Annotated in this window: 26 protein-coding genes; 16 read left to right on the top strand and 10 right to left on the bottom strand. The window is 71.0% G+C overall.

What is annotated here, in order from left to right; genetic code table 11:
• Positions 1-22 precede the first annotated feature (22 nt).
• The 3 genes from ABZ883_RS24525 to ABZ883_RS24515 are packed head-to-tail and all read left to right on the top strand — an operon-like array spanning position 23 to position 2,657.
• Positions 23-1,300 carry a hypothetical protein gene (locus tag ABZ883_RS24525; protein WP_360909461.1) on the top strand — a complete coding sequence of 426 codons (1,278 nt, stop codon included), beginning with the start codon at positions 23-25 and terminating at the stop codon, positions 1,298-1,300.
• Positions 1,297-1,893 (top strand): hypothetical protein, encoded by a 597-nt coding sequence (locus ABZ883_RS24520; RefSeq protein ID WP_360909459.1) that lies wholly within the window; start codon positions 1,297-1,299, stop codon positions 1,891-1,893. Before ABZ883_RS24525 ends, ABZ883_RS24520 begins: the two co-directional genes overlap by 4 nt.
• A complete protein-coding gene (locus tag ABZ883_RS24515; RefSeq protein ID WP_360909457.1) occupies positions 1,890-2,657 on the top strand; it encodes an ATP-binding cassette domain-containing protein in 768 nt (255 codons plus the stop codon). The genes ABZ883_RS24520 and ABZ883_RS24515 overlap by 4 nt, the downstream gene beginning before the upstream one ends.
• A gap of 109 nt (positions 2,658-2,766) precedes the next feature.
• Here ABZ883_RS24515 and ABZ883_RS24510 read toward each other — a convergent pair whose 3' ends face one another.
• The 4 genes from ABZ883_RS24510 to ABZ883_RS24495 form a co-directional block, all read right to left on the bottom strand.
• Positions 2,767-3,663 carry an RNA polymerase sigma-70 factor gene (locus tag ABZ883_RS24510; protein WP_360909455.1) on the bottom strand — a complete coding sequence of 299 codons (897 nt, stop codon included), beginning with the start codon at positions 3,661-3,663 and terminating at the stop codon, positions 2,767-2,769.
• A 133-nt stretch (positions 3,664-3,796) separates the two neighbouring features.
• Positions 3,797-5,005, bottom strand: a complete 1,209-nt coding sequence (locus ABZ883_RS24505; RefSeq protein WP_360909453.1) for an FAD-dependent oxidoreductase — start codon at positions 5,003-5,005, stop codon at positions 3,797-3,799.
• Positions 5,006-5,686: 681 nt separating this feature from the next.
• Positions 5,687-6,076 carry a hypothetical protein gene (locus ABZ883_RS24500; protein ID WP_360909451.1) on the bottom strand — a complete coding sequence of 130 codons (390 nt, stop codon included), beginning with the start codon at positions 6,074-6,076 and terminating at the stop codon, positions 5,687-5,689.
• Positions 6,077-6,320: 244 nt separating this feature from the next.
• Positions 6,321-6,959 (bottom strand): DinB family protein, encoded by a 639-nt coding sequence (locus ABZ883_RS24495; RefSeq protein WP_360909449.1) that lies wholly within the window; start codon positions 6,957-6,959, stop codon positions 6,321-6,323.
• Between the two features lie 90 nt (positions 6,960-7,049).
• On the opposite strand from ABZ883_RS24495, the gene ABZ883_RS24490 reads away from it, so the two are divergent.
• Together ABZ883_RS24490 and ABZ883_RS24485 are read left to right on the top strand one after the other, a co-directional pair.
• Positions 7,050-7,307, top strand: a complete 258-nt coding sequence (locus tag ABZ883_RS24490) for a hypothetical protein (RefSeq protein WP_360909448.1) — start codon at positions 7,050-7,052, stop codon at positions 7,305-7,307.
• Between the two features lie 37 nt (positions 7,308-7,344).
• Positions 7,345-7,872 (top strand): GNAT family protein, encoded by a 528-nt coding sequence (locus tag ABZ883_RS24485; RefSeq protein ID WP_360909446.1) that lies wholly within the window; start codon positions 7,345-7,347, stop codon positions 7,870-7,872.
• A 37-nt stretch (positions 7,873-7,909) separates the two neighbouring features.
• Here ABZ883_RS24485 and ABZ883_RS24480 read toward each other — a convergent pair whose 3' ends face one another.
• Together ABZ883_RS24480 and ABZ883_RS24475 are read right to left on the bottom strand one after the other, a co-directional pair.
• Positions 7,910-8,440: a hypothetical protein gene (locus ABZ883_RS24480; RefSeq protein ID WP_360909445.1), complete on the bottom strand. Its 531-nt coding sequence runs from the start codon at positions 8,438-8,440 to the stop codon at positions 7,910-7,912.
• A 96-nt stretch (positions 8,441-8,536) separates the two neighbouring features.
• Positions 8,537-9,022 carry a hypothetical protein gene (locus ABZ883_RS24475; RefSeq protein ID WP_360909443.1) on the bottom strand — a complete coding sequence of 162 codons (486 nt, stop codon included), beginning with the start codon at positions 9,020-9,022 and terminating at the stop codon, positions 8,537-8,539.
• 196 nt (positions 9,023-9,218) lie between these two features.
• Between ABZ883_RS24475 and ABZ883_RS24470 the strand changes: the two genes are divergently transcribed.
• On the top strand, positions 9,219-9,407 hold the full coding sequence (locus tag ABZ883_RS24470) for a hypothetical protein (RefSeq protein WP_360909440.1): 189 nt from the start codon (positions 9,219-9,221) through the stop codon (positions 9,405-9,407).
• 4 nt (positions 9,408-9,411) lie between these two features.
• On the opposite strand, the gene ABZ883_RS24465 is transcribed toward ABZ883_RS24470, so the two are convergent.
• Positions 9,412-11,085 (bottom strand): hydrogenase maturation protein, encoded by a 1,674-nt coding sequence (locus tag ABZ883_RS24465; RefSeq protein ID WP_360909438.1) that lies wholly within the window; start codon positions 11,083-11,085, stop codon positions 9,412-9,414.
• Positions 11,086-11,299: 214 nt separating this feature from the next.
• Between ABZ883_RS24465 and ABZ883_RS24460 the strand changes: the two genes are divergently transcribed.
• From ABZ883_RS24460 to ABZ883_RS24415, 10 genes are all read left to right on the top strand, one after another.
• Positions 11,300-12,871 carry a cellulose binding domain-containing protein gene (locus ABZ883_RS24460; RefSeq protein WP_360909436.1) on the top strand — a complete coding sequence of 524 codons (1,572 nt, stop codon included), beginning with the start codon at positions 11,300-11,302 and terminating at the stop codon, positions 12,869-12,871.
• A 321-nt stretch (positions 12,872-13,192) separates the two neighbouring features.
• Positions 13,193-13,630 (top strand): subtilase-type protease inhibitor, encoded by a 438-nt coding sequence (locus ABZ883_RS24455; protein ID WP_360909434.1) that lies wholly within the window; start codon positions 13,193-13,195, stop codon positions 13,628-13,630.
• A gap of 285 nt (positions 13,631-13,915) precedes the next feature.
• Positions 13,916-15,112 carry an alginate lyase family protein gene (locus ABZ883_RS24450; RefSeq protein WP_360909432.1) on the top strand — a complete coding sequence of 399 codons (1,197 nt, stop codon included), beginning with the start codon at positions 13,916-13,918 and terminating at the stop codon, positions 15,110-15,112.
• A gap of 37 nt (positions 15,113-15,149) precedes the next feature.
• A complete protein-coding gene (locus ABZ883_RS24445) occupies positions 15,150-15,944 on the top strand; it encodes a crotonase/enoyl-CoA hydratase family protein (RefSeq protein ID WP_360909431.1) in 795 nt (264 codons plus the stop codon).
• Positions 15,945-16,086: 142 nt separating this feature from the next.
• The gene (locus ABZ883_RS24440; RefSeq protein ID WP_360909429.1) at positions 16,087-16,227 is read left to right on the top strand and encodes a hypothetical protein; all 141 of its coding nucleotides are present in this window, start codon (positions 16,087-16,089) and stop codon (positions 16,225-16,227) included.
• A 242-nt stretch (positions 16,228-16,469) separates the two neighbouring features.
• Entirely contained in the window at positions 16,470-18,080 is a 1,611-nt protein-coding gene (locus ABZ883_RS24435; protein WP_360909428.1) for a M4 family metallopeptidase, read from the top strand.
• Between the two features lie 291 nt (positions 18,081-18,371).
• Positions 18,372-19,622, top strand: a complete 1,251-nt coding sequence (locus tag ABZ883_RS24430) for a DUF697 domain-containing protein (protein ID WP_360909425.1) — start codon at positions 18,372-18,374, stop codon at positions 19,620-19,622.
• Between the two features lie 41 nt (positions 19,623-19,663).
• Positions 19,664-20,326, top strand: coding sequence for a lecithin retinol acyltransferase family protein (locus tag ABZ883_RS24425; RefSeq protein ID WP_360909423.1), 663 nt, complete (start codon positions 19,664-19,666; stop codon positions 20,324-20,326).
• The gene (locus tag ABZ883_RS24420; protein WP_360909421.1) at positions 20,323-20,778 is read left to right on the top strand and encodes a hypothetical protein; all 456 of its coding nucleotides are present in this window, start codon (positions 20,323-20,325) and stop codon (positions 20,776-20,778) included. The genes ABZ883_RS24425 and ABZ883_RS24420 overlap by 4 nt, the downstream gene beginning before the upstream one ends.
• A gap of 29 nt (positions 20,779-20,807) precedes the next feature.
• A complete protein-coding gene (locus tag ABZ883_RS24415) occupies positions 20,808-21,809 on the top strand; it encodes a hypothetical protein (protein WP_360909419.1) in 1,002 nt (333 codons plus the stop codon).
• Positions 21,810-21,869: 60 nt separating this feature from the next.
• Here the strand turns inward: ABZ883_RS24415 and ABZ883_RS24410 are convergent, their stop codons facing one another.
• The 3 genes from ABZ883_RS24410 to ABZ883_RS24400 all read right to left on the bottom strand — a co-directional run bounded on the left by ABZ883_RS24410 (position 21,870) and on the right by ABZ883_RS24400 (position 25,300).
• Positions 21,870-22,601, bottom strand: coding sequence for a PhzF family phenazine biosynthesis protein (locus tag ABZ883_RS24410; protein ID WP_360909417.1), 732 nt, complete (start codon positions 22,599-22,601; stop codon positions 21,870-21,872).
• Between the two features lie 3 nt (positions 22,602-22,604).
• Positions 22,605-23,219 carry a DUF4328 domain-containing protein gene (locus ABZ883_RS24405; protein WP_360909415.1) on the bottom strand — a complete coding sequence of 205 codons (615 nt, stop codon included), beginning with the start codon at positions 23,217-23,219 and terminating at the stop codon, positions 22,605-22,607.
• Positions 23,220-23,359: 140 nt separating this feature from the next.
• Positions 23,360-25,300, bottom strand: coding sequence for a cellulase family glycosylhydrolase (locus tag ABZ883_RS24400; RefSeq protein ID WP_360909413.1), 1,941 nt, complete (start codon positions 25,298-25,300; stop codon positions 23,360-23,362).
• Between the last annotated feature and the right edge of the window lies 1 nt (position 25,301).

Genomic DNA, 25,301 nt, shown 5'->3' with positions numbered 1-25,301 from the left:
CGCCGACTTCTCCGGAGCACGTGTGCGCATATCGACCCTTGTCCGGTCGTCGGCCGCCCTGGCGGCCCTGGGACCGGCCCTCGTCCTGACGCTGGCCTTCTACGTCTTCTCCACTCACGACCAGATCGTGTACTGGCCCTACGCCTACGCTCCGACCCTGGTCCAGCGGTCCATCGAGCAGATGTACGCCCTGTCGTACGCGCTCGTCTCCGCGGCCGCCGCGTGGCAGGGCGCACGGTTCAAGGAGTCACGCGTCCAGGACTCGGTCCCCTACCGGCGCACCGGGACGGTCATCGCCTGGACGCTGGCTCCCGTGGTGGCCATCGGATGGCTCGTCCTTCTCGTACCGGTGGCCCTGGCGTTCGCCGAACGTCCCACCCTGCCCACCCCGGAGAGTCTTCCCCCGCTGCTGCTCGGGATGGCGCTGTGCGCGGCGCACGGGGTGATCGGCTTCGCCGCCGGACAGTGGCTGAAACCCGCACTGGCCGTCCCCGTCATGGCGTGCGGGGTCTTCCTCCTGGTCTCGTATCCGCACGCCATGGAGCCCTTCTACCTGCGGCACATGTCGGGCGAGTACTTCGCCCACCTCGGCTTCGCGGAGACCGCGTCCGCCGGCTCGATGGTGGCGCACCTCCTGCCCACCCTGGCGGTCGCCGTAGCCGTCTCGCTCGCCTGGGCACCGGGGCACGCGCTGCTGCGGGGCGTGCTCGCCGTCGCTCTGTGCGGGAGCGCCACCTTCGTCTCCTACAGCATCGTGAAGGACTGGAACTACAACCCCCGCGTGAACGTCGCGACCGTACCCACCGTCTGCACCGGCGCGGCCCCCGAAGTCTGCCTTCCCGAGAGCGCGCGGGGGGAGGCGAAGGAGATCGGCGCCGAGGTCGACCGGGCCTTCGCCGTGCTGGTGGAGTACAAGGTCGTCGACGCGCCGCCGAAGCGGCTGGAAGAGGCCCTGGACTACGGCAGGTTCACCCCGAAAGACACCAAGGAGACCGGCTATCTGCTCCTGTCCACGGCGAAGGAGCGGAACCGGCTCGGCGCCGAAATCATCGACAGGTACACGACGTTCCCCTGCGAGGCACCGCAGCCGACGCTGAGGCGGGCGGTCCTGCTGTGGCTGGAGAAGAAGACCGGAACCATGTCCAGCTACGGGCAGATCGCAGCCGGTGACCCCTTCTACTCCCCGGCGCAGCACAGCGAGGTCCTGAAGAGCGTGACCGAGGTGTCGGCGAAGCCGAAGGCCGAGCAGGTGGCCTGGTACAAGTCCGTCTCCCGCACCGCCTGCGAGGGCGCCACGTGACCTGGTGGTTGAAGGCCCGCCTGGCCCACAGCGTGCTCGCCCCCGCTGTGGCGGCTTTTGTCCTTCTGACGCTCCTCTTCCGGGACGGGACGGTTGTCCTTCCCGCGATCAGCGTCACCGCGGGCAACACCGTACTGCTGGCCGGATTCACTCCGCTGCTCGTGGTGGGGGCCCTCGTGCAGTGCCTCGACTCCCGCCTCGAGGCGGCCGAGGCGACCTCCGTGCGCCGGGTCGCCCGGCTGGACACCGGCCTCGTCGCGGCGACCCTGGCGGCGGTCGCGGCGTTCACGGTCGCAGGAGGGCTTCTCCTGGACTCGCCCGCGGTCGTCGCGGCGGGCCGCAACACGTTCTTCCTGGCCGGCATGGCACTGTGCGGGCGTCCCTGGCTGGGGAGGGCGAGCATCGCACTGCCCACAGCCTGGATCTTCCTGGTGGTCCTGGTCGGGCACCGGACCGCGGACGACTTCTTCCCCTGGGCGGTCACCGGCCACGCCCTCGGATCGTCCGCCGCCGCCGTCGCTGCTGTGGCGGCCCTGATCCTCGGCGCCGGACTCGACCACCACACGACGACTCGGCAAGGACAGCGCCCATGAGCCTTACGTTCACCGACTGCACCTACCGCTACAAGCGCCGCAACCGGCCGGTGCTGGCGGATTTCTCGTACGAACTCCGGGAGGGCCTCACCGTACTCCTCGGGCCGAACGGTGCCGGAAAGTCCACGCTGCTGCGGCTCGGGGCGTCCGTGATGCGGCCGCAGTCCGGCCGGATCTCCTGGGACGCGATCGCTTCGACTGCGCGCGAGTACCGCAGGCACGTCTCGTGGATGCCCCAGCAGATCACCGCCATGGCCGGGCTGACCGCCAGGGAGCAGGTCGCCTACACAGGCTGGTTGAAAGGCATGAACCGCGCGGACGCCTGGGACCGTGCGCTGGAAGCGCTCACCAGGGTCGGCCTCCGGGACCGCGCGGGGGACCGGGTGAAGACCCTGTCCGGCGGCCAGTTGCGACGCGTCGGAGTCGCCGCCGCCCTGGTGCACGACTCGCGGGTCCTGCTGCTGGACGAGCCGACGGCGGGCATGGACCCCACCCAGCGGCGCGTCTTCCGCGACATGCTGGGTAGCGCGCTGGGCGCCGGGGGTCTCAGCGTGCTGATGTCGACCCACGACGTCGCGGACTTGGCCGGCGAGGCCGATCGCGTCACCGTGCTCTCCGAAGGGCGCATCCGCTTCGACGGCACCCCCCACCACTTCCTCGCGCAGGCGCCCGCGGGCACCCCGGACCCCCGCCACGCGGAGGCCGCCTACACCGCGCTGACGCTGGGGGGTCGAGCGGACCAGCAGGACGCGGGGGTCCACTGAGAGACACGCCGCGCGCCCAGGGCCTTCACCGCTCCGACCGACCACGCGTCCGGCGGTCGACATGGGCGGAGAGGGGAACGCCGGGGTCCGACGCCGGCAACTCGGGCGGTCAGCGGGAGGTGAGGGGGGTTTCGGACTCGACGCGGGTGAGCTTCTCGGGGTTGCGGACGTAGTAGAGGCCGGTGACGCGGGCGTTCTCGACGCGCAGGGCCATGACGCCGTCGATCACGCCGTCCAGCCGCAGGATGAGGCCGGGGTTGCCGTTGACCGTCGTGGATTCGCTGGTGAAGGTGCCGCCGGCCTTGTCGACGCTGCCGGCCATGTAACGGAGCACCTGCTCGGCGCCGATCACCGGCCGCTGGGCGGCCAGCCTCAGGCCGCCGCCGTCGCTGACGAACACCACGTCGGGGGCGAGTACGTCGAGGAGCCCCTGGAGGTCGCCGGTCACGAGCGCGGACTGGAACGAGGCCAGGGCCGCGCGGGCCTCCTCCGGGGAGGCCTGGGTGCGCGGGCGGCGCGCGTCGACGTGCTGCCGCGCGCGATAGGCGATCTGGCGTGCGGCGGCGGGGGTCTTGCCGATCGCCGCCGCGATGTCGTCGTAGCCGAAGGCGAAGACCTCGTGCAGCACGAAGACGGCGCGTTCGGTCGGCGAGAGCGTTTCGAGGACGAACATCAGGGCCAGCGACAGGCTCTCGGACAGTTCGACGTCCTCGGCCACGTCCGGCGCGGTGAGCAGGGGCTCGGGCAGCCAGGGGCCGACGTAGGCCTCCTTGCGCCGTTTGAGGGTGCGCAGCCGGTTGAGGGCCTGCCGGGTCGTGATCCGCACCAGGTAGGCGCGCTGGTCCCGCACCTGGGCCTGGTCGACGGTGACCCACCGCAGCCAGGTCTCCTGGAGGACGTCCTCGGCGTCCGCGGCCGAACCGAGCATCTCGTAGGCGACGGTGAACAGCAGGTCGCGGTGGGAGACGAAGGCCTCGGTCGCGGGATCGCCGGTGTGGTCGTTCATGGTGTGCGCTTCACTCTCTTGAGGCCGGACCCACGGGCGGGAGCCGGGCCATGGATCCGTACCCGTTCCGGGGACGGGTTGTCGGTGACGGCCCCCGGACCGGTCGGTCCGGCCCGGGGAAGAACCTCCGCGGTCAGGCCGAACGCCGGGCACGCGGCTCCGTCGGGCGGTGTTCCGGCCGCGCCGCCTCCAGGCCGTCGGTGCCGTCGGTGCCGTCGCCCGCGGATGCGGGGGAACCGGCCTTGCGTGCCCCGGACACCAACTGCCGCAGGGTGAACCGGCAGGCGATCTCCTTGACATCCGCGCCGAGCCGCCCGCCGATGTGGAGCGCGTTCACCCTGTCGTTCAGGTAGGAGAACTGCGTCACACCTGCCTTCCGGCCGAGACTGAGGCACTGCCCGCCGAACATCAGCCGGACGCGAGCGGGTGACTTCCCGGCGATCCGGCGCAGGATCGTGGCGGCCGCCCCCGGGCCGAATTGCACGGCCGCCTGGCAGCTCATCCGGAACGGCCGGTCGGTCATCGCCGCCGCGTCGCCGGCGGCGACGATGCGCTCGTCGTCCACGCTGGTCAGCGTCGCGTCGGTGAGCAGGCGGCCCTCGGTGTCCGTGCGCAGGCCGCTGCGGGCGGCCAGGTCCGGAACACGGAATCCGGCGGTCCAGATCGTCACCGCGCTGGGCAGCTCGCGGCCGTCGTCGAGCCGCACGGCGTCTCGCATCACCTCCGTTACGCGCGCGCCGGGGCCTTCGAGGACGGTCACACCCAGGGCGCCGAGCCGGCGGGCGACGGGGCGGCGGACCCGGGCGTGGAGGGAGGGGCCGAGCACGTCGCCGCATGCCAGGGTGACCTTGCGGCCGCCTTCCGCCAGCTCGGCGGCGGTCTCCAGACCGGTCGGGCCGGCCCCGACCACGGTGACCGGAGCCGTCGAGGACGTCGCGGCCAGCGTGGCCCGCAGTCGCTCCGCACCCTCCAGGTCCGACACGGTATGAGCGAACTCCGCCGCCCCGGGCACACCGGGATCGGCGGCGCCGCTGCCCACGGCGTAGACGAGATAGTCGTACGCAAGGGTGTCCCCGCCCGCCAGTGACACCAGCCGCCCGGAGGCGTCGATCTGGGTCGCGGTGTCGACCACCAGCCGGACGTTCGCGCCCAGAACCTCCCCGTAGCCCTCGACGGCGTCGTCGGAGCCCGTGAGGAGCTGGTGCAGGCGGATCCGGGAGACGAAGTCGGGACGCGGATTGACGAGGGTCACCGAGACGCCGGTGTGCCGAGCCAGCCGATTGGCCGCCGTCACACCCCCGTACCCGCCGCCGACCACGACTACCTGGACTTTTGTGTTCATGATGTCTCCCTTGAGTTGCGGACTCGGCATGGAGACACCGGCCACGCACGTCGTGTCACACGGTGGGGGTGAGACGTGCGGCACATCGGGGGCGGCGTGGGCGAGCAGGCGCGAGACCGCGCCGGGTGATGGTGCCTGTACTGGAGGCGCACGACCGGGGGTTTCGCTCTGCGGCCGGATGCGGCTTGTCAGGTGTGGGCGCAGGGCGCCGGAGCAAGAGGGTACGTTGCGGGGATGCCGACCGATTCCGCGCCGAACTGCCCCCTGTGCGGTACCCCGTTGAAAGCCGGCGCGATGGCGCTCTGCGACCGCGAGGAGGACGATCGCCGAACGTGTCGCGTGGTCTGGGGCTGCTCAGCCCGACATGTCTGGTGGCAGTGGGCCGACCGGCCGACCGCGCCTTTGGAACCCTGCCCCTACCCGGATCTGCTGGACGGCTGAACGGACACGCGGGGGCGTGTGACAGCGGAGGAGACGCCCCGACGGACCGGGCCCTTCCTGAACCAATACCTGTCGTTCCGACCGGCACATCCGATCGCGTCGACGCCAGGGAACCGGGACGTGCGGAGCGCTGGGCCCGAGGCGGACGGAATTGTCCACCACGTTCCGGAGGTCAAAGCGGCGGCGTCCTGCCAGGACGACAGTTGAGGAACTCGGCGCTCCCCCCTGCACCGGTACCGCTCAAGGGCGTTCTGTTGTCGCCTGGATGCCGGCCTGGCGCAGTCGGTGGGCGAGGAAGGCCATTTCGGTGAGCGTCCCGGTCTGGGCTCCCCTGCGGATCCGCTGCGTGATGGCCTTCGCCTCGATCAAGTCGACCCCAAGTTCCGCGCGTACGACCTTCATGAGCACCACGGCGCTGGACGACAGGCCGCAGAGCGTCAGCCGCGTCGGACCGTGCTCGGACAGCAGTCGTTCCCGCAGATCTCCGGGCACATCCGATCGGCCGCAGGCGATGACCTGCGCACCGCAGGCGGCACAGGCCTGTGCGATGTCCCAGTGCACCTGCCCGTTGACCAGGCCCTCACCACCGTCCGACACCGCCGGGGCACCGCAGGCATTGCATTCGGACATGTATCGGACGGACTCGCCGAGTGTCATCGTCTCTCTGTCTGTCGGATCGCGTGCCGGTTCCTGTGCTCGTCCAGAACGCGCGTCGAGAGCTCAGGTCGAGTAGCCCGTCGCCTCGCTCTGCACGCGGCGCTCCTTCACCGGCACGTAGGTGGTCAGGGATCGTGACGCCGGTGGACCATGGAGCCATGCGAGTCTCCGGCAGTCCAGTTCCCAGAGCTCATCAGGAACCAGACGCTTCGACGGATCAGCCCTCTCGGCCGCCGTCATGCTGTTCGCACATCACGTCACGTGGAGCCCTCTGTGCTTTGGCCGATGCGGCCGATCTGGCGGCCTGCTCGATCTTCGCGCAGTAGGCGTCGCGGGCTTCCTGATCGATCTGCATCGCGTGTTCGGGCCGCATCCCGGTTCGGCCGTCGACGTCTTCGCGCAGGATGTCGGCGTGCCCGGCGTGCCGGTTGGTCTCGCCGAGGACGTGGACCATGATGGCGAACAGGTTCGTGTTGGAATGAGGCTCCGGCCACCACGGCACGTGGCCGGGGGCGTCGAGGGGGAGCTCGTTGATGGTCGCGTCCGAGTGTTCCCACGTGCGCCGGTAGGACTCGATGATCTGATCGCGTGTCTCGTCCTCGGTCGCCCACAGATCGCTGCCGTCGTGGTCCTGCCACTGGGGCAGCGGTTCCGGGGAAGGGCGGTCGAAGACCTCGCCGAAGTACCGGGCCTCGACGCTTGCCACGTGCTTGACCAGGCCGAGGAGGTTGGTCCCGGTCGCTGTCAATGGTCGGCGGGCGTTGTATTCGGACAAGCCGTCGAGCTTCCAGAGCAGCACCTTGCGGTCCCGCCTCAGTCTCCCGTGCAGGTTGTCCTTCGCGAATTCATCGATCACGCGGGATGAGCCTGCCATGGACCACCCGCGGCCTCAAGATCCCGTAGGCGATGGCCAGTGCTCGGAGCTGCCGCAAGAAGCCGGCGAGACTTGCCACGTGAGGTCGGTGGCGCACCGTCCTGGGCGCAGTTCCCGGAGTACTACCGCTGGGCGTGCGGCGCGGATCCGGTGTACCTCTGCCAGGTGCCGGAAGACATGGAATTCGCCGTCCACCCGGGTCAACCGGAACAGCCGGACGGTGGCGGCGGCCCCGACACCTACGGGCTCTTTCTGGGCAACGAGGTCTATATTCCGGCCTGTCCGGACCACTGCGATCCGGCGGCCGCCTGGCCGGTCAAGCAGAGCTGACAGCGCACCGCCGGCGGGCATAGACAAGGATCAGTCAATGCGTGGAAGCACCAGGATCCGCCTGATAGAGCACACCGATGCCGGCCCGATCGCCGCGCACCGGGTGCGGGACGTCGAGGCTTTCCGGCCGTGGGAACCGGACCAGCCCGCCGACTTCTTCACCGCGGAGGGCCAGGCGCAGCGGATCGACAGGCTGCTGGCCGAACACCGGGCCGGCAGGGTCTGGCCGGGTGTGGTGCTCGCCGACGACCTGGTCATCGGGCAGATCACCGTCGGAGGCATCCTGCCGCAGCCGCATCTTCGCCGCGCTTCCGTCGGGTACTGGATCGGCAGCGTCGCCCAGAATCTAGGCCACGCAGGGCGCGCCGTCGGGCTCGTACTCCGGGTGATGACGGACGAACTCGGCTTGCACCGGGCCGAGGCTTCCACCAACCTGGAGAATCTTCCGTCGCAGCGGGTGCTGCGCCGCAACGGGTTCAGCCCGTACGGCGTCGCGCACTCCTCCATCTTCCTCGACGGGAGCTGGCGGGACGCGCTGCTGTGGGAACGGGTCCTGGGTGACTGACTGATTTCCCATGACCGTTGTCAGGCGTCGAGGGTCCTCACCGGGTCGCTGAGGTCGTGCCCGCAGCACGCCGTAGCCGTGCCCACAGAGACGTCAACAGGGTGGCGCCAGAGACTTCGCCGGGAGAGTCGGCATCCGGCGATGTGGCGGTGGGCTCCGCTCGGTCACCGTGGGCGTCTCCGCGGAATGCTACGGCTGCCTCCCCGATGCCGACTACCTCCAGCAGGGTGTCCAGGGCCTTGTCGGCCTGCTCGTGTGCCTGGGTGAGCCAGACAAACGAGAGGCCGAGCGGATTGCTGTCGTGCTTGCTGATCGCGAAGCTGAAGCCCTTCAGCCCGAACAGAACGACGTCGAGATCGTCCAGCCCGTCCCAGGACCGTTCCACGTGCAGACGGAGTCGCTGCGCGACGGGCTGCACCGGCAGCTTCAACGCCCCGATCATCTGGAAGAGCGGGGCGGAGTGCGCCCAGACGCTGTACTGGTAGGCGGGGTTCTTGCCCGTGTAATAGGGCAGTTGCACGGCCGGCTCCCAGTCGGGTTCAGGACCCGGGACCTCTGTCTCTGTCACAGCAACTCCTCCCGCCAGCCTCAAGCCGACGGGTGAGCAACCTACCTTGACGGGGTTGGCCAGGGTTGTGCGGCGCCGGACCCGGTTGCGTCCATGTCAGGAGTGCGAAGCTCCTTGCGCCGGGCGCGTGAGCATGCCGGTGACAGAACGTCGCATGGATACGAGGCACGCAGCGCTGATGTACACGGTGACGACGACCTCCAGCAGGTCTTCCTCGACGGTCGCCCAACGTGCCAGGTAGTACACGTTCAGGACGACCACGATCGAGAGCACTGCCGCTGCTGTCCAACGAGGCGTACGGACGGCGACTCGGGGCAGTCCCAGCACCGCTGCCGCGCACAACATGAGCAGAGCGGTCAGCATGGCGCCGGTGATGAGCGTGTACTGGTTCGCGGTGGTCGAACAGTCGGTCTGTGTGCCGACCGCTTCCCATTCGCACATCACCCGGCCGGCGCCGAGCGCTGTGCCCCAGAAGAACTGGATCCCTACGGCCACTTCGACCACCACCAGCACGGAAGCGATGAGAAGGAGGACCCTTTGCATCCCACGGTCCCTTGCTATGGCGTGCAGTTCCTGTCCCATGTGCTGATCATGCCGCAAGCCGGCCGGCTGTCGCCCGAAATGGGTTGCCGTTGTCGCGCGACGTGCGGTGACATTCCGGCATGAGCAACACGCTGACCCGGCGGGACGAATTGCCCAGTTGGGAGGGCAAGGAGAAGGTGCCGCGCGCCGGTGCCGGCGAACGACACCGCGTCGAGCCGGACAGGCAGGAGGCAATGTGAGTCGGAGGCGGTACGTGCCCCGAGGGGTGCCGGGTGGTTATCGCATCTGGGACAACACGGGGCGCCGGTGGTGGGGCGACCTCTACCAGCTGTGCCCTGATGATCTCGTCGCCGCGCTCAACGGCGGCGCGAGCCACGAGAGGATCACCGCTCTTCTCAGGCACTACCGGGCCCTGAAGCGATAGACGCTCACTCCGCGCGGTGTCCGGGAGCGGTGCCGCCGCGGACGAAGGCGGCGCGCAGGGCGTGGTAGGGGGCCCGGGGGTCGGAGAAGATGGCGCGCATACGGGCGAGCTCCGCGTCGCGGTAGGCGGACAGGGGCTTGAGTGCCTCGCGCCGTTCGAGGTCGGCCTTCTTGCCGGCGATGCGGGCCTGTGCCGCGGAGGTGCCGGCCAGGCGGGCGGCCAGCCGCGTCACGTCGGCGCCGAAGTCCTGCGGCCCGCACATGAGCAGCCGGTCGACCAGGCCGAGCCGCATGGCCTCCGTGGCGCCGACCGGCATGGCCCGTTCAGTGAGCCGTCGCGCCGTGCCAGGGCCGACGCGGTGGGGCAGGGAGTACGTCCAGTACTCCGAGCCGTACAGCCCCATCAGGCGGTAGTGCGGGTTGAGGACGACGCCCTGGCGGCACCAGACCTCGTCCGCGGCCAGGGCGAGCATCACGCCTCCGGCGCCCGCGTTGCCGCCGAGCGCCGCGACCACCAGGCGGTCGGTGGTGGTGAGGACGGCCGCCACGAGGTCGTTCATGGCCGTGATGTTGGCCCAGGACTCCGCGGCGGGGTCCGCGGCGGCCTCGATGGTCTTGAGGTCGATGCCGTTGGAGAACACGTCCCGGCCGCCGCCGAGCACCAGCACCGAGGTGGGCCGTGCGCAGGCGCGCCGGTACGCCGTCAGCAGCCGCCGGCACGCCTCGGTGGACAGGGCGCCGCCCGGGAGGGAGAACGAGAGCACGCCCGCGGCCCCCTGCTCGCGGTAGCGGATGTCGGTCCAGTCGTCCTCGTCCGCCTCCCGGGCGGGGACCTCGGGAAGGCCCGGCAGCAGTGCGCCGAGCGCCGTGACCGCGGGCAGGGCGAACGTCGCGGGGCCGCCGGGGGAGCGGGTGGCCCGCAGTCGCGGGATCCACACCGCGCCGTCCGAGGTCGCCCGGCACACCGCGCCCGCCCGGGTGGCGAGCAGCTGCCCGGGCTCGCCGCGCAGCCGCTGCTCGGGGTGGCCGCCGTGCAGGAACCAGCGGGCGCCGAGCAGTTCGTCCCGTACGCCGGGGCGGGAGTCGGCGGCGCGCAGCTTGCGCAGGACCGTGCCGGTGGTGTCGAGGGACCAGTCGATGCGGCGCTCGTCCTGGGTGACGGCCGGCCGGGTGCGGACGTGGGTGCGGACCGCCGGGTCGGTCTGCGGCCGCGGGAGGTACGCGCCGGAGGCGACCCGCTCGGCCGCCAGCAGGACGGCCTCCATGGCGGCGTCGGAGACCTCCCCGCGGTACAGGTCGCTCTTGCCGACCGGCGGCACGGCGCAGCCCACGGAGGCCCAGATCGGCCCGGCGTCCATCTCGGCCTCCGCCTGGAGGACCGTCACGCCCCAGGTGGCGGCGCCTTCCTGGATCGCGCGGTCCAGTGAGGCCGGGCCCCGGTCGCCCGATGGCCCGGGGTGGACGACCAGGCAGGTGCGGCCGGCGAAGACGTCCGGCGGGATCGCGGTCCGCAGCATGGGCGCGATGACGAGCTCCGGCTCGTAGCGGGCCACCGCCGCGCGCAGCGTGTGCTCGTCCGGGGTCACCTCGACGGCGACGCTGTGGCCGAGTTCGGTCAGTTCCACCAGGGCCCGCTGGGTCAGGCTGTTGAACGCAGAAGCCACCAACAGGATGTGCATCCGTACCTCCCGGCCACCCGGCACGGTCGGGGGGCGCCAGGACTCTTGGGAGCGATGATGCCCGGCGGACGGGCGCCGCCCGGTGCGGCCCGGCCGGGGCGTCACCCGATCGGCCAGAACCGACTATTGACGCGGACGCATCAAGTCGATAGGTCTATACCAGATACTTTGGTACAGACCACATTGGTGCCTGTTCCCGCCTGTGGAGGCATGGATGCGAAGAACTCTGGCCCTGGTCACCGCGCTCGTCGGAGCGCTCGTCCTGCTCCTCGCCCCGCCCGCCGCCGCGGCCACCCCGACCGCGGCCTTCGTGAAGACCTCGACCTGGGACACCGGTTACCAGGGGCAGTACACGATCACCAACGGCGGCACCACCACGCTCAACGGGTGGACCGTCGAGTTCGACCTGCCCTCCGGGACCACCGTCGGCTCCTACTGGGACGCCCTGCTCACCCAGAGCGGCAGCCACTACACCTTCAAGAACCGTGACTACAACGGCACTCTGGCCCCCGGCGCCACCGCCGCCTTCGGCTGGGTCTCGGCCGGCACCGCCGCGCCCACCGGCTGCAAGCTCAACGGCGGCTCCTGCACGGGTGGTGGCGGCGGCTCCGACACCACCGCGCCCAGCGTCCCGACCGGGGTGACGGTCGGCTCGGCGACGAGCTCGTCCCTCACCGTGCGCTGGACCGCCTCCACGGACAACTCCGGCAGCGTCGCCGGCTACGAGGTCTCGCGGGACGGCGGCACGCCCGTCGCCGTGACCGGCACCTCGTACACCGCCACCGGGCTCCAGGCGAGCACCGCCTACGGCTTCCGGGTGCGGGCCAAGGACGCGGCCGGCAACACCTCCGCCTACAGCACCGCCGTCAGCGGGACGACCACCTCCGGCGGCGGCACCAACCCGCCGCCCGGCGGCGTGCGGACCGCGCCCTACATCGACATGGGCGCGTGGCCGACGCCCAGCCTCACCGCCATGTCCTCGGCGAGCGGTCTGAAGAGCTTCACCATGGCCTTCATCACCGCCTCGTCCTGCAAGGCGATGTGGTTCAACGCCTATGACCCGCGCGCGGCGTGGGGCAAGGACCAGATCGACGCCATCCGGGCGGCCGGCGGTGACGTCAAGATCTCCTTCGGCGGTGCGTCCGGCATCGAACTGGCCCAGGCGTGCGGCACGGTCGACGCGCTGTACAACGAGTACAACGCGGTGGTGAACGCCTACGGCCTGACCTACGCGGACTTCGACATCGAGGGCGCGGCCACCGCCGACCCCGCCTCCGTCGCCCGCCGCTCCCAGGCGCTGGCCCGCCTCCAGCAGGCCCACCCCGGGCTGCGGATCTCGCTCACCCTGCCCGCGCTGCCCGAGGGGCTGACGGCCGACGGGCTGTCCGTCGTGCGCTCCGCGCGGGACGCGGGGGTCACCCTCGACGTCGTCAACATCATGGCGATGGACTACTACCGCTCGGTCGACTACGGCGACGCCGCCGTCCAGGCCGCCAACAGCACCTTCGCCCAGCTCAAGTCCCTCTACCCGGCCAAGAGCGACGCCCAGGTGTGGGCCATGACCGGCGTCACGCCGATGCTCGGCCAGAACGACGACGGCCGCATCTACGACCAGGCCGACGCGCGCCAGCTGGTCGGCTTCGCCCAGGGCAAGCACCTGGGGATGCTGGCCTTCTGGGAGATGACGCGCGACCGCAACGCCTGCAACGGCGCGCTCTACATGTGCACGAACATCGCGCAGTCGCCGTACGAGTTCTCGAAGATCTTCGCGGGCTACAGCGGCTGACGCCGCGCCGGCGGCCGTCGCGGCCGCATCGTTCGCTGCTCCATCGGGCCGCCATCGCGTACACATCGCGGTGGCGGCCCGCTGCTTTCCGGTCGATGTGGAGATGATGTGTCGGGCCGTGAAGGCGCTTTCACCGAGTCCCCGGCTCCACTGAGTCCTTTCACCCGGCGCCCAGCCCCGCCCCAAGTGCGACACAACGGATAGTGCACAGTGTGAACAATCGGTGACCGAAAGTTGCGGAGCGATGTGACGCGGACGTGTCCGATGCACAAGACTCCGGGACGTCCGATTACCGGAGCGAGAGCCGAAGGAGTGTTCGCTATGCGGTTCAGTGCGGTGAGTGTCTGTCTGGCCCTGGTGGCGGCGGTGGGTTCGGCGGGCGTGGCGGCCGGCACCGCCGAGGCGCGACCGGCCGGTGCGACGAGCCTGTACGCACCTTCCGCCGTGGTGCTGTCCGTGGGCAAGGGCGAGGATCCGGCCACGGCGACCATGCAGCGCACGGTGGTCCTGCGGTGCAGCCCCAGCCCGTACGGCGACCACCCGGACCCGGTCTCCGCCTGCGCGGAACTCAGGGCGGTGCAAGGGGACTTCGCGGCGCTGACCGCCGGGCCCTCGGGTGTGAGCTGCACGCGCATCTGGGATCCCGTCGTCGTCGCGGCGGACGGGGTCTGGGAGGGCCGGCGTGTCACCTTCAGCCGCGCGTTCGGCAACGCGTGCATGTTGCGCGGCAGTGACGCACACGGTGTCTTCGCCTTCTGACGCGCCGTCGGGCGGACGGTGACGTCGAAGGTGTGACCCAAAGGCCACGGGGTTCACCGTGGGGGAGAGCCCTGTGAGGGGCGGCCGACTCGTGGGACGGAGTCGGCCGCCCCTGATTTTTTGTGTGCCGACGCGGTGGGGGTGGGCGCGCCAATTCCCCTTCGTTCGCGAGGGCTTGACGTGGTATTGGTCTAGTCCTACCGTCATCCGTCAATCGAAGCGTTCACGGGTGAGTCCCTGGTTCACTCCTGTGAACGCGCCGTCTCCTGGGAAGGCGTCCCCCACATGTCCCCCACACCTCGCGGTCTCCTGTCCAAGGCCGTCCTCGCCCTCAGTACGGCCCTCGTGGCCGCCCTGCTGTCAGCGGTCCCCGGCACCGGCCGAGCCTCGGCGGCCCCGGCGGCCTTCACGCACCCCGGTGTCCTGGTCAGCCAGTCCCAACTCGACTTCGTCCGCGGCAAGGTCCAGGCCGGCGCGCAGCCCTGGAAGGCCGCGTACGACCAGATGATGGCCTCGCCCTACGCCTCGCAGTCGCGGACCCCCAAGCCGCGCGCGGTGGTCGAGTGCGGCTCGTACTCCAACCCCAACTACGGCTGCACCGATGAGCGCGAGGACGCGATCGCGGCCTACACCAACGCGCTGGCCTGGTACATCACCCGCGACAGCAGGTACGCGCAGAAGGCGATCCAGCTCATGGACGCCTGGTCGGCCACCATCACCGACCACACCAACAGCAACGCGCCGCTGCAGACCGGCTGGGCCGGCTCGGTGTGGCCGCGGGCCGCGGAGATCATCCGCTACTCGTACGGCAACTGGCCGAACGTGAACCGCTTCGCGACCATGCTGCGCAACGTCTACCTCCCCGAGGTCATCAACGGCTCCAAGAGCAACGGCAACTGGGAGCTGAGCATGATGGAGGCCGCCGTCGGCATCTCCGTCTTCCTCGACGACAAGGCTTCCTACGACAAGGCCGTCACCCGCTACCTCAACCGCGTCGCGGCCTACGTCTACCTCGACACCGACGGCGCGCTGCCGAAGACCGTGCCCGGCAGCGGGCTCGACACCCGGGACGAGATCGTCGGCTACTGGCAGGGACAGTCCACCTTCGTGACCGGCCTCACCCAGGAGACCTGCCGGGACTTCACCCACACCGGCTACGGCATCTCCGCGATCTCCCACGTCGCCGAGACCAGCCGTATCCAGGGCCAGGACCTCTACCCGCAGGTCGGCGAGCGGCTCCGGCAGGCGCTCGGGTTCCAGTCCAAGTACCAGCGGGGTGAGGCCGTGCCGTCCTGGCTGTGCGGCGGGCACCTGAACCTCGGACTCGGGCCGGTGACCGAGGTCGGCTACAACGCGATCCACAACCGGCTCGGCTACGCCATGACCAACACCCAGGCGCTGACCGAGTCCCAGCGCCCCGCGGGCAGCAACAACCTCTTCGTCGCCTGGGAGACGCTGACCCACGGGGATAACCTCTCGTGAACCAGTAGAGGTGATCGGCGGCGGAGGGGACAGGGGCATGACGGCTGTACGTGCGGAGCGCAGCGGACCCGTCACGACGGTGGTGCTCTCGCGCCCGGCGGCGCGCAACGCCGTCGACGGCCCGACCGCACGTGAACTGGCCACTGCCTTCCGCGAATTCGACGCCGATCCGGATGCTTCGGTCGCCGTGCTGTGGGGTGAGGGCGGCACCTTCTGCGCGGGTGCCGACCTCAAGGCCATCGGCACCCCGCGCGGCAACGAGGTGACCGACGTACGGGACGAGGGGGACGGCCCGATGGGGCCGACCCGGATGCGGCTGGGCAAGCCGGTCATCGCGGCCATCTCCGGTCACGCGGTGGCCGGCGGCCTGGAACTCGCCCTCTGGTGCGACCTGCGGGTCGCCGAGGAGGACGCGGTGCTCGGCGTGTTCTGCCGGCGCTGGGGCGTGCCGCTGATCGACGGCGGTACGGTCCGGCTGCCGCGCCTCATCGGCACCTCGCGGGCGATGGACCTGATCCTGACGGGCCGTCCGGTCGACGCGGCCGAGGCGTACGCCATGGGGCTGGTCAACCGGGTCGTCCCGGCGGGCGGCGCGCGCGAGGCGGCGGAGCGGCTGGCGGCGGAGATCGCCGCGTTCCCGCAGACCTGTGTACGGCACGACCGGCTGGCCGTGCTCGAGGCCGAGGGGCTCCAGGAGGGTGCGGCCCTCGCCGCGGAACTGCGGCACGGCCGGATCTCGCTCGCGGAGGCGGCCGAGGGCGCGGCCCGCTTCGCCGCGGGCGCGGGGCGGCACGGGACGTTCGGGCAGGACGGGCCGGGCGCGGCTTCCTGACGCGCGGTGTCCTGGCACGGGACGTGCTGCGGTGAGGTGTGGTCGGCCTTGGTCGCCTGTTCGCCCGGGCCATGCCCTCAGCCTGTGGCGGCCCCCGGGCCGCGGGTCCCCGTCGTGGCACGTGCCCGTCACCGCATCGAGCGTGCCCACCATCACCGTCATCACCGTCATCACCTCTCCTGCCTTTCTGGCCTTTCCGGCTTTTACGACCCTTCTGATATGGCACACCACCGTTTCGCCCCGTCGCGTTGCCCGCCTGGCGGGAATTGACCCGATGCGGTGACAGGCCGGGACGAGGGGGCGGGACGGCACCGGGCCCGTCGCCCGTCGCCGTCGTTTCCCCGCCCCCGCGTGGGGCGTCGGTGACCGGGGCGTGCGGGGTGGCTGGTTCCTGTGTGTGGGCTGTGTGTGCCCTCTGGACAACGGAATGTCATGAGCACTTAAATCTGGCTCCGCTTCACCTCCCCACCGCGCATGCGCCTCCGCGCACGTCCCCGCGACCCGAGGAGCAGGATGCAGCACACAATGAGACGCGCCGTGACCGCGACCGCCGCGGCCGTCGGCCTCACCGCCCTGACCGCGGCGCTACTCGTGCCGTCGGCCGCGTCGGCGGACCACCGGAACCTTCCCTCGCGCGCCACCGGCGTGGCCCGGGCCGACGCCGCCGTCAGCCTGCCGGCCGGGCAGGGGCGCACCGTCCGCGACGTCGTCACCGACGCCGACGGCGCTCAGCACGTCCGCTACGACCGCACCTACCGCGGACTGCCGGTCCTGGGCGGCGACATGGTCGTGCACCTGGCCCCCGGCGGTGCCTGGGCGGGCACGCAGCGGGCCACCGGCGCCGACCTCGCCGTACCGGGCGTCACGCCCGCCGTCCCGGCCGCCGCCGCCGCCGACAAGGGCGTGGCGGCCCTGCGTTCGGCCCACCGCGGCACGGCCTTCCGGCAGGCCAAGGCCAAGCCCCAACTGGTCGTCGACGCCCTGCACGGCACGCCGCGCCTGGCCTGGCGGACCACCGCCGTCGGCCTCGACAGTCTCGGCAACCCCGCCGCCCGCGTCATCGTCACCGACGCCCGCACGGGCGCCCGCATCGACGCCTGGGACGCCCTGGAGACCGCCGCGGGCGACGGCGCGTCCCTCTACGGCGGCAACGTCCCCCTGGAGACCACGCTCAGCGGCAGCAGCTACCAGCTGAAGGACCCGACCCGGGGGAACACGTACACCGGCGACGCACAGAACAAGACGGACCTGTGCCTCTTCGGGATCTGCTTCTCCCGTGCCCCCGCGGTGCTGTTCACCGACGCCGACAACCACTGGGGCACCGGCACCACGGCCGACCGGGCGACGGCCGCCGTCGACGCCCAGTACGGCACCGACGAGACCTGGGACTACTACAAATCCGTGCACGGCCGGAACGGCATAGCCGGCGACGGCAAGGGCTCGTACAACCGCGTCCACTACGGCAGCAACTACAACAACGCCTTCTGGGACGACAGTTGTTTCTGCATGACCTACGGCGACGGTGACGGCACCACCTTCGGCCCGCTCGTCGCCCTCGACGTGGCCGGGCACGAGATGTCGCACGGTGTCACCTCGCGCACCGCCGCCCTCACCTACTCCGGCGAGTCCGGCGGGCTCAACGAGGCCACTTCGGACATCTTCGGCACCCTGGTCGAGTGGTCCGCGGGCAACACCTCCGACCTCGGTGACTACCTCATCGGCGAACGCATCGTGAAGCCCGGCTTCGGCAAGGCGGCACTGCGCTTCATGGACAAGCCCTCCAAGGACGGCAGTTCGGCCGACTGCTGGAGCTCCGGCGTCGGCAACCTGGACGTCCACTACTCCTCGGGCGTCGCCAACCACTTCGCCTACCTGCTCGCCGAGGGCAGCGGGGCCAAGACGGTCAACGGCGTCAGCTACAACAGCCCCACCTGCAACGGTTCCACGGTGGGCGGGATCGGCCGCGACAAGCTCGGCAAGATCTGGTACCGGGCCCTGACGGTCTACATGACCTCCGGCACCACCTACGCGGGCGCCCGCACCGCCACCCTCAAGGCCGCCGCGGATCTCTACGGCGCGTCCGGCGCCGACTACGCCGCCGTGGCCGCGGCCTGGTCCGCCGTCAACGTCAACTGAGCTGCCGCCCGTCGTGCCATCCGCCGCCCCGTCTCCCTTTGTCCGGGCGGGGCGGCGGGGCTTTGCCCACCGGTGCCGAGGCGACGACCCGGTGACCGGCGCCATGATTTTCCACCGTTTCCGCCCGGAGCCGGTGGAACCGGTGACAGGGGCCGCCGGCAGCCGATAATCTCCGGATCGACGGACAGGGCCCGACGGACATGTGCCTCCCGCTTTCGCAGAAAAATCCCCCCACGGAATGAACGACGTCGTTGTTCGCCGCAGGGCGGATACTTTCACCGGGGAGCCGAGATGGCAGACGGTCAGGGGAAATCCGGCGATGATCCGAGGGTCCTGGACAAGACCCTCACCATGCTCTTCGACGCGCTCGACATGTTGCCGGAGCCGGTGCGTGCCAAGGCGCAGGAAGAAATCAAGCTGCTGCTGTCCATGCTGCAGGAACGCCGCAGCCCGAGACTGATGCTCTACGGCCGGCGTGGCGCCGGAAAGTCCCTGCTGACCAACGCGCTCTTCGGCGCACCACTGCGCGCGACCGGGGCGGTCCGTGCGCAGACGGGGCTGGCGCACTGGGAAGCCTGCCAGTTCGGCGGTCGTGAGGTGGACATCCTGGACACCCGGGGTGTCCAGGAGGGATCCGCGCCCGCGGAGGCCGATCCCGCCGACACGGCCGAGGAGTCCTTGCTCGCGGCGGTCCGGGAGAAGTGCCCCGATGCCATCGCCTTCCTCGTCAAGGCCACGGACGTGGACGCGGCGATAGCCGAGGACCTGGCCATCCTCGAGCGTGTGCACCGTGAGGCGGCGCGCATTCACGGGACCGGCATCCGGATCATCCCGGTCCTCACCCAGTGCGACCAACTGCATCCCAGCGACATCAGGTTCCCCCCGCGCGACGAGGAGGACCCCGAGAAGATGGGCAACGTCGCGGAGGCGACGTCGGTCCTGATGGAGCACCTGAACGGCAACGCCTACCTCGCCGAGCACATCGCCGGGGACGTGGTGCCGACCTCGGCGCTGCTGTTCTTCGACGCCGAGGGGAGGGTGGTGGAGAGGCGCGACTACCGATGGAACATCGACGTGCTGGCGCTGCGGATCCAGGAGATCCTGCCGGACGACGCGCAGGTCGAGTTCGCGCGGCTCGCGCAGTTTCGCAAAGTTCAGAAAAGGCTGGCGAGGCGGATCGTGACGGCTTTCGCCGTGATCTGCGGGGCGGTAGGGGCGACTCCCATTCCGGTGGCGGACCTTCCGGTACTCGCGGCTTTTCAGGCGACCATGATCACATTGATCGCCTACGTATCGGGCCGGGAGATGTCCTTGGCCACTTCGAAGGAGCTGATCGTCGGACTCGGGGGAAACGTCGGGGCCGGTCTGGCGCTGCGCGAAATCGCCCGCGGCATCCTGAAGGTGGTCCCGGTGGCGGGCAACGTCGCGTCGGGGGCCATAGCCTCTGCCGGCACGAAGTCCCTCGGCGAGGCGGCCATCTTCTATTTCATCGACAAGCGGCCGCTGGAGACCGTACGGAAGCACTTCGAGTCCTCTCGGTGAGGAATGCGGGGCGCGTACCGGCAGGGGGAGGGGGAAGGGGCATGGCCGCAGGGGACCACCTCGTGGTGACCAGGCCGGACGGCTGGATCGCCGCGGGACGCAGGCATCACGGAATCGATATGGGAGACGGCACGGTCGCGCATCTGACCGGGTTCTCCAAGCGCAGCGCCAAGGCGATCCGGACCAATCTGCGGGTCTTCGCGCAAAGCGGCGATCCGCAGGTGGTGGACTACGACTGGATTGCCCGTAACCCCCCTCACTTCGCCGCCGGGCGCAAACGCCGCCGGGGTGCGCCGCCCATCCACCCCCTGCCTGTGCAGGAGGTGCTGTCCAGGGCGCTGCACGGCCTGGACATGGGTGGCTACAACGCGGCCGCGAGGAACTGCGAACACTGGGCGACACTCGTGAAGACCGGAGTCTCGTTCAGCTACGAGGTCGAGGAGCGCGCGTACAACCCGCTCCCCGAGTTCGCCGTCGCACTCCTGTGGGAGGTGCTGCGCGGAACGAATCCCCACGACACGGCCGGGAACTACCTGGGAAGCGTGTACGAGCACGGAGGTGCCCACTACCGGGAACAGTACGCGGAGCCGGGTGCGATCCCCCCGTCGTGGTCCCGGTCGGTGGACGGTCGCGCCTCCTGGCAGCCGGTGGCGCAACGGGATGTGCCCCACCCGCTCAGAGAAGTGGCGGTCGCGCGGCGATGACCGCGGAGAACGGGATCGCCACCTTCGCCGCCTTGGTGGCGGTCGTCGGACTGTGGGCGCAAATCCGCTCGATGCGTGCCCAGTTGACCGTGCAGAACTTCTCCCACTACAACGAGCGGTACCAGCGTGCCGTGGCGTCCTTCCCGCCGTCGGTACTCGCTCCCGACTTCGACCTGGCGGCCCTGCCCGCGGAGGAGCAGCTCGCGCTCGGCAGGGCTTTCTGGTACTACTTCGACCTCTGTCTGGAGGAGTACCACCTGTACCGCCAAGGACTTGTCTCGGCCGACGTATGGCGCATGTGGGAGTCCGGCATGCGGGCGGCTATGACCCGCACCGCCTTTCGCCAGGGCTGGGCACAGGTAAACGCGGTGACGTCCTATGCGGAATTCCCCGGCTTCGTGGAGCTGATGGACGGCTTCGCCCGCTCGGCGCCGGGCCGACCGGCCAACTGACAGGCCCCGAGCCTGAGGAGGCGCACCACATGGACGTCGTCGACTGGCTGCTGGACAGCGACCCGGCGATCCGCTGGCAGGTGATGCGGGATCTCACGGACGCTCCCGAGGCGCGGGTCGCGGAGGAGCGGGCCCGCGTCGCGCGCGAGGGCTGGGGCGGGCGACTGCTGTCCCTCCAACTGCCGCACGGCCAGTGGCCCTCCGCGGTACCGGAGTTCCCTTCCGGGGACGCCGAGAAGTGGTGGCTCGCGCTCGGACCCGCGCGGCAGGGGACGCTGTTCCCCGGGTGGACGTCCACGACCTGGAGTCTGGTGCTGCTGCGGGCCTTCGGCGCCGGGCCCGACAGCTCGGCGGTGCGCCGTGCGGTCGGTCTTGTGCGCGACAACGTCCGGTGGGAGCACGACGGCGAGCGGTACTTCTCCGGCGAGGTGGAGCCGTGCATCAACGGCCGGACCGTGGCGCTCGGAGCCTGGTTCGGCGTGGACGTCGCACCGGTCGTCGAACGGCTCCTCGGCGAGCAGATGGCCGACGGCGGGTGGAACTGCGAGCAGGAGAACGGCTCCACCCGCGGGTCGTTCCACACCACGATCGAGGTGCTGGAAGGACTGCTGGAACACGAGCGTGCGGCAGGAGGCGATCCCGGCGCGGCCGCTGCCCGGCTCCGCGGCCAGGAGTACCTGCTGGAGCGGGGGCTGTTCCGGCGGCTGTCGACCGGCCGGGCCGTCGACCGGGACCGCAAGACCGGGGGACCGACCGCCTGGTCGCAGTTCTCCTACCCGCCCTTCTGGCACTACGACGTGCTGCGCGCGCTCGACCATCTGCGCGCGGCAGGTGCCACCCCCGACGACCGAGTGGCCGAGGCGATCGACCTGGTCCGCTCCAAGCGCGGTGCGGACGGCCGCTGGCCGCTGGAGAACCCGCATCCCGGCGCGCTGCACTTCCCCCTCGACGAGGGGGCGGGGAAGCCGAGCCGGTGGAACACCCTGCGGGCCCTGCGCGTGCTCCGGTGGTACGAGCAGGCCCTGACGTAGACCGGCCGGGACGACCGGCGCGGCGTGTGCGGCCCGCCCGCTCGCGCGGGCGGGGCGCGGTCACAGGTCGAGCAGGTGGATGCGCCGCCGGGAGGACGGGGAGGTGCCGAGGGTGATGGCGGGGCGGGGGCGGCTGCCGGGGACGGCGCGGTCGAGGCGGACGCGGCCGCCGAGTTCGACCGTTCCGTGCGGCTGGGGGGCGGTCAGGATCTGGGAGCCCCGGCCCTGCGTGATGTTGAGGGAACGATTCAGCCGGTCCGTGAGCAGCAGGGCCGCGGAGCCGGAGGCCTCGACCTCGGCGGGGCCCGCGGGACGGCCCGGGAAGCCGCGGGCGCGGACGCGGCCGGCGGCCTCGTCCTCCCAGGCCCAGGCGTACAGCCATTCACCGGGGGACGGCACGGGGAGCGTGTCGACCTCGCGGGGCGAGGCGTACTGGCGCAGGGTCCGGCTCCTGGCCCATTCGGGGCTGGCCTCGACCCAGTTGAACTCCCCGTCGAGCCGGACGCCCAGCTCTCCGGCGGGGGTGATCAGCTCGGGGGCATCCAGCAGCCAGGCGGCCGCGAGCGAGGCAGAGCCGGCGAAGGGGAGCCGGCTGCCGGGGATGCGGATGTCGACGACCCCGCGCTCGCTGTCATCGACGAAGACCGTCTCGGGCAGGCCCGACTGCCGGGCGAAAGTGGCGCGTTCGGCCTCGTTGGCGGCGGCGTCCTCGTCGCGCACGACGGCGACGCGGTTGCCCAGGCCGCCGTCGGGTGCGCAGAAGACGCGGACTATGTCATATCCGGAGTGCATGGCTCAGACCTCGGCGAGCGTGGGGACGGGAGCCGGGCGGTAGAGCGCGGCGGACTGGAGCGCCGTGATGCGCTCGATGACCAGGATCAGCAGCACGGCCGCTGCCGCCATGAGTACCTCGGAGACCACGAGGCCGGCCATCGACCCCGGGGAGATCTGGGCGACCGCGGTGAGTGCGAGCCCGTGCCCCACCCAACCCGCCCACCAGAGGCCCGCCAGTGTCGTGTCGCGCTTCCTGTCCCACGCCGGGGAGCTCGCGCGCCCGATGGCCAGGACGTGCTGCAGCGGGACGAAGAGGTTGACCAGGGGGACGAACCACGCGCCGGTCACCCAGCCGCCGGTGGGCACCTCGGCCTCGGGGGACAGATGCAGGGCGTTGCGCCGGGCCCTGGCGAGCCACACCAGGAAGAGCACGGCCGACAACGTCATCAGCCAGAAGAAGATCTGCGTGCCGAGGATCGGGTCGTGCGGTGCCTCGTCCTGCTGGGACACCAGGTCAGGCACGGTGTGTTCGCGGAATTCCAGGGCGCGGAAGACGTCCGCGACGGCGGCCGCGGCTATCGCCGTCTGTGCGGCCCGGGCGAGCGGCCGGGGTGCCTTGCGGGGAGGTGCTGTCATGGTCGGGGGGCCTGCTTCTCAAGGGCGTGCGCGGAGGCAGCGGACACGGGGGCGGAGTGATCATAGGGTGTGTTCGCCCTGCGCGCCGACGAGTTGGGGGTCCCGGACCGCGTGCGGTCCGGGACCCTTCCTGGTCAGGGCTATGTCAAGGACCGGCAATACAGTGCGTCGGGTGTGCGCGAGGAGCCGATACGGCCGGTGAAGGCGAGGCCGGCCGCGTACTCGCCGTCCGCGCACTGGCCCTTGTAGTTCCCGTACGCGAAGTCGCCGCCCTTGGCGGAGGCGGGCCGGTTGTCGCCGCGGTCGAACCACACCGTGCGGCCGCCCGCGCCGAGGGAGGTACGGGCGACGGCGCACAGCACGCTGGAGACGGCGGCGCCGCGGACGGCGTAGCCCACCATGAAGTCACCTTGCGGACATTGGTACTTGGTGTACCCCGAGGCCCAGTCGCCGCCGGATGCGACATACCGTTCGTCGGTCACCACCTCGTACGCGCCGGAGGCGGCCCACAGGTCGCCCGCGCCGGTGTCGGTGCACAGCCCGCGGTTGCCGGTGTGGGCCACCCCCACCAGCCGCTGGTCGTCGGGGCACGCCGCCTTGCGGGCGCCGGAGTCCCAGTCGGGGCGGGCACGCAGGCGCAGGCTCTGCACGAAGTCGCCGTGGTCGGGGCTGAGCATGGACCAGCGCGGCACGGGGTCCACATGGCCCGTCCTCCCGGGGGCGGTGATCAGCCGGGTCCACGCGTCGGCGCGCCAGTCGTCGCCGTCGTACAGGCCCATGCGGTGGCCCGCCGCGTCCCAGTGGAGCAGGGCCCAGCCGTTGCCCCGGCGGTTCTCGTGCCAGCCGACGAGCGGCCAGTACGCGAAGTCCGCGTCGGTCTCGATCAGGAAGTCGGTGAAGTTCGCGAACCAGGCGCGGGTCCGCTCACTGGTCTCGTCGCGGCCCCCGACGCCGAACTCGCTGATCCACAGCGGTGCGGTGAAGTGCTGGTCGGGGGTGGAGGGGACGTAGAAGGCCTGGCGGCGCAGCTCCGCGTACAGGTCGTCGCGGGAGAGGTCGCTGTAGCGCGGGTCGTGGGTCTCGCCGATCCCGGTGGCGCCGCTGTGGCGGGGGCCGGTGTAGCCGTAGAAGTGCGCCGAGTACACCAGCTTCCCGGACCGTACGAGGGTGTGGGACAGACGCTGGACGGGTTCCAGCGTCGGGCGGTCGTGGGGGAAGCCGTCGATGGGCAGACCGGTCCAGTTGATGCCCTCGACGATGATCAGCAGGTCGGGGTCGGCCTCCTGGAGGATGCGATCGCCCAGGTGCTGGGAGGCGGCGAACCAGTCGTGGTCGTCGCCGAGACCCCAGTTGGGGTCGTCCAGGACCGAGCGGCGGACCTCGTTGTACAGGTCGGCGCCGACGACACGGGGATTGTCACGGTAGCGGCGCACCATGAACAGCCAGTCGGTCTCCCAGGCCGCGGTGGACTGCGACGCGTTCCAGCGTTCGTTGCCGTCCACGCCGCAGCACCAGCGGGTGGTGTTGGTGTGGTTGTTGAGGATCACGGCGAAGCCCGCGTCGGTGAGCGCCCGTACGACGGCGTCGTACACCTCCAGCGGTGTCCTGCCGCGCAGTTGCGGATTGGCCGCGACGGAGGCGTCGGTGACGGGGACGGTGTCGTGGATCATCTCGTCGGAGAAGGGCAGCCGGACGCTGTTGATGCCCAGTTCGCCGAAGCCCGCGAGGATCTCGGCGATCGGGGCGCGGTCCAGGCCGAGCGGCATGCGGCCGGAGTCCTCGCCCGCGTGGTGGTTCGCGGGGTCGGCGACGTCGCCGGAGCCGTTCCAGGTGCCGCTGGCGCCGTGCCAGTTGCCGGACCTGAGCTTGAAGCGGTTGCCGTCGGCGTCGACGATCCAGCGGCCCCGGGTGCTGAGCGGCGGGGTCCACGACGCGGCGAGCGAGGTGGCGGGTGCGGCGGCTGCGGTCACCGCCGGTGTCTGCACGGGGGCCGCCGCCGCGGCCGGGGTGAGCAGTGCGACGAGCGTGGCGAGGGCGGCGGCCGCCGCGAGGAGGGGGCTGCGCACATGAGTCCTCCCCATG

This window comes from Streptomyces sp. NPDC046977 (assembly GCF_040644455.1).
GTDB lineage: Bacteria > Actinomycetota > Actinomycetes > Streptomycetales > Streptomycetaceae > Actinacidiphila.
Note: the sequence above shows the minus strand (reverse complement) of the source record. Positions and strands in the feature narration are given on the sequence as shown.

Coding starts and splice junctions, on each gene's coding strand:
- ABZ883_RS24515 (WP_360909457.1), top strand. CDS start 1,890: ATGAGCCTTACGTTCACCGACTGCACCTACCGCTACAAGCGCCGCAAC.
- ABZ883_RS24510 (WP_360909455.1), bottom strand. CDS start 3,663: ATGAACGACCACACCGGCGATCCCGCGACCGAGGCCTTCGTCTCCCAC.
- ABZ883_RS24505 (WP_360909453.1), bottom strand. CDS start 5,005: ATGAACACAAAAGTCCAGGTAGTCGTGGTCGGCGGCGGGTACGGGGGT.
- ABZ883_RS24500 (WP_360909451.1), bottom strand. CDS start 6,076: ATGTCCGAATGCAATGCCTGCGGTGCCCCGGCGGTGTCGGACGGTGGT.
- ABZ883_RS24485 (WP_360909446.1), top strand. CDS start 7,345: ATGCGTGGAAGCACCAGGATCCGCCTGATAGAGCACACCGATGCCGGC.
- ABZ883_RS24475 (WP_360909443.1), bottom strand. CDS start 9,022: ATGGGACAGGAACTGCACGCCATAGCAAGGGACCGTGGGATGCAAAGG.
- ABZ883_RS24465 (WP_360909438.1), bottom strand. CDS start 11,085: ATGCACATCCTGTTGGTGGCTTCTGCGTTCAACAGCCTGACCCAGCGG.
- ABZ883_RS24460 (WP_360909436.1), top strand. CDS start 11,300: ATGCGAAGAACTCTGGCCCTGGTCACCGCGCTCGTCGGAGCGCTCGTC.
- ABZ883_RS24455 (WP_360909434.1), top strand. CDS start 13,193: ATGCGGTTCAGTGCGGTGAGTGTCTGTCTGGCCCTGGTGGCGGCGGTG.
- ABZ883_RS24450 (WP_360909432.1), top strand. CDS start 13,916: ATGTCCCCCACACCTCGCGGTCTCCTGTCCAAGGCCGTCCTCGCCCTC.
- ABZ883_RS24445 (WP_360909431.1), top strand. CDS start 15,150: ATGACGGCTGTACGTGCGGAGCGCAGCGGACCCGTCACGACGGTGGTG.
- ABZ883_RS24435 (WP_360909428.1), top strand. CDS start 16,470: ATGAGACGCGCCGTGACCGCGACCGCCGCGGCCGTCGGCCTCACCGCC.
- ABZ883_RS24430 (WP_360909425.1), top strand. CDS start 18,372: ATGGCAGACGGTCAGGGGAAATCCGGCGATGATCCGAGGGTCCTGGAC.
- ABZ883_RS24425 (WP_360909423.1), top strand. CDS start 19,664: ATGGCCGCAGGGGACCACCTCGTGGTGACCAGGCCGGACGGCTGGATC.
- ABZ883_RS24420 (WP_360909421.1), top strand. CDS start 20,323: ATGACCGCGGAGAACGGGATCGCCACCTTCGCCGCCTTGGTGGCGGTC.
- ABZ883_RS24415 (WP_360909419.1), top strand. CDS start 20,808: ATGGACGTCGTCGACTGGCTGCTGGACAGCGACCCGGCGATCCGCTGG.
- ABZ883_RS24410 (WP_360909417.1), bottom strand. CDS start 22,601: ATGCACTCCGGATATGACATAGTCCGCGTCTTCTGCGCACCCGACGGC.
- ABZ883_RS24405 (WP_360909415.1), bottom strand. CDS start 23,219: ATGACAGCACCTCCCCGCAAGGCACCCCGGCCGCTCGCCCGGGCCGCA.
- ABZ883_RS24400 (WP_360909413.1), bottom strand. CDS start 25,300: ATGGGGAGGACTCATGTGCGCAGCCCCCTCCTCGCGGCGGCCGCCGCC.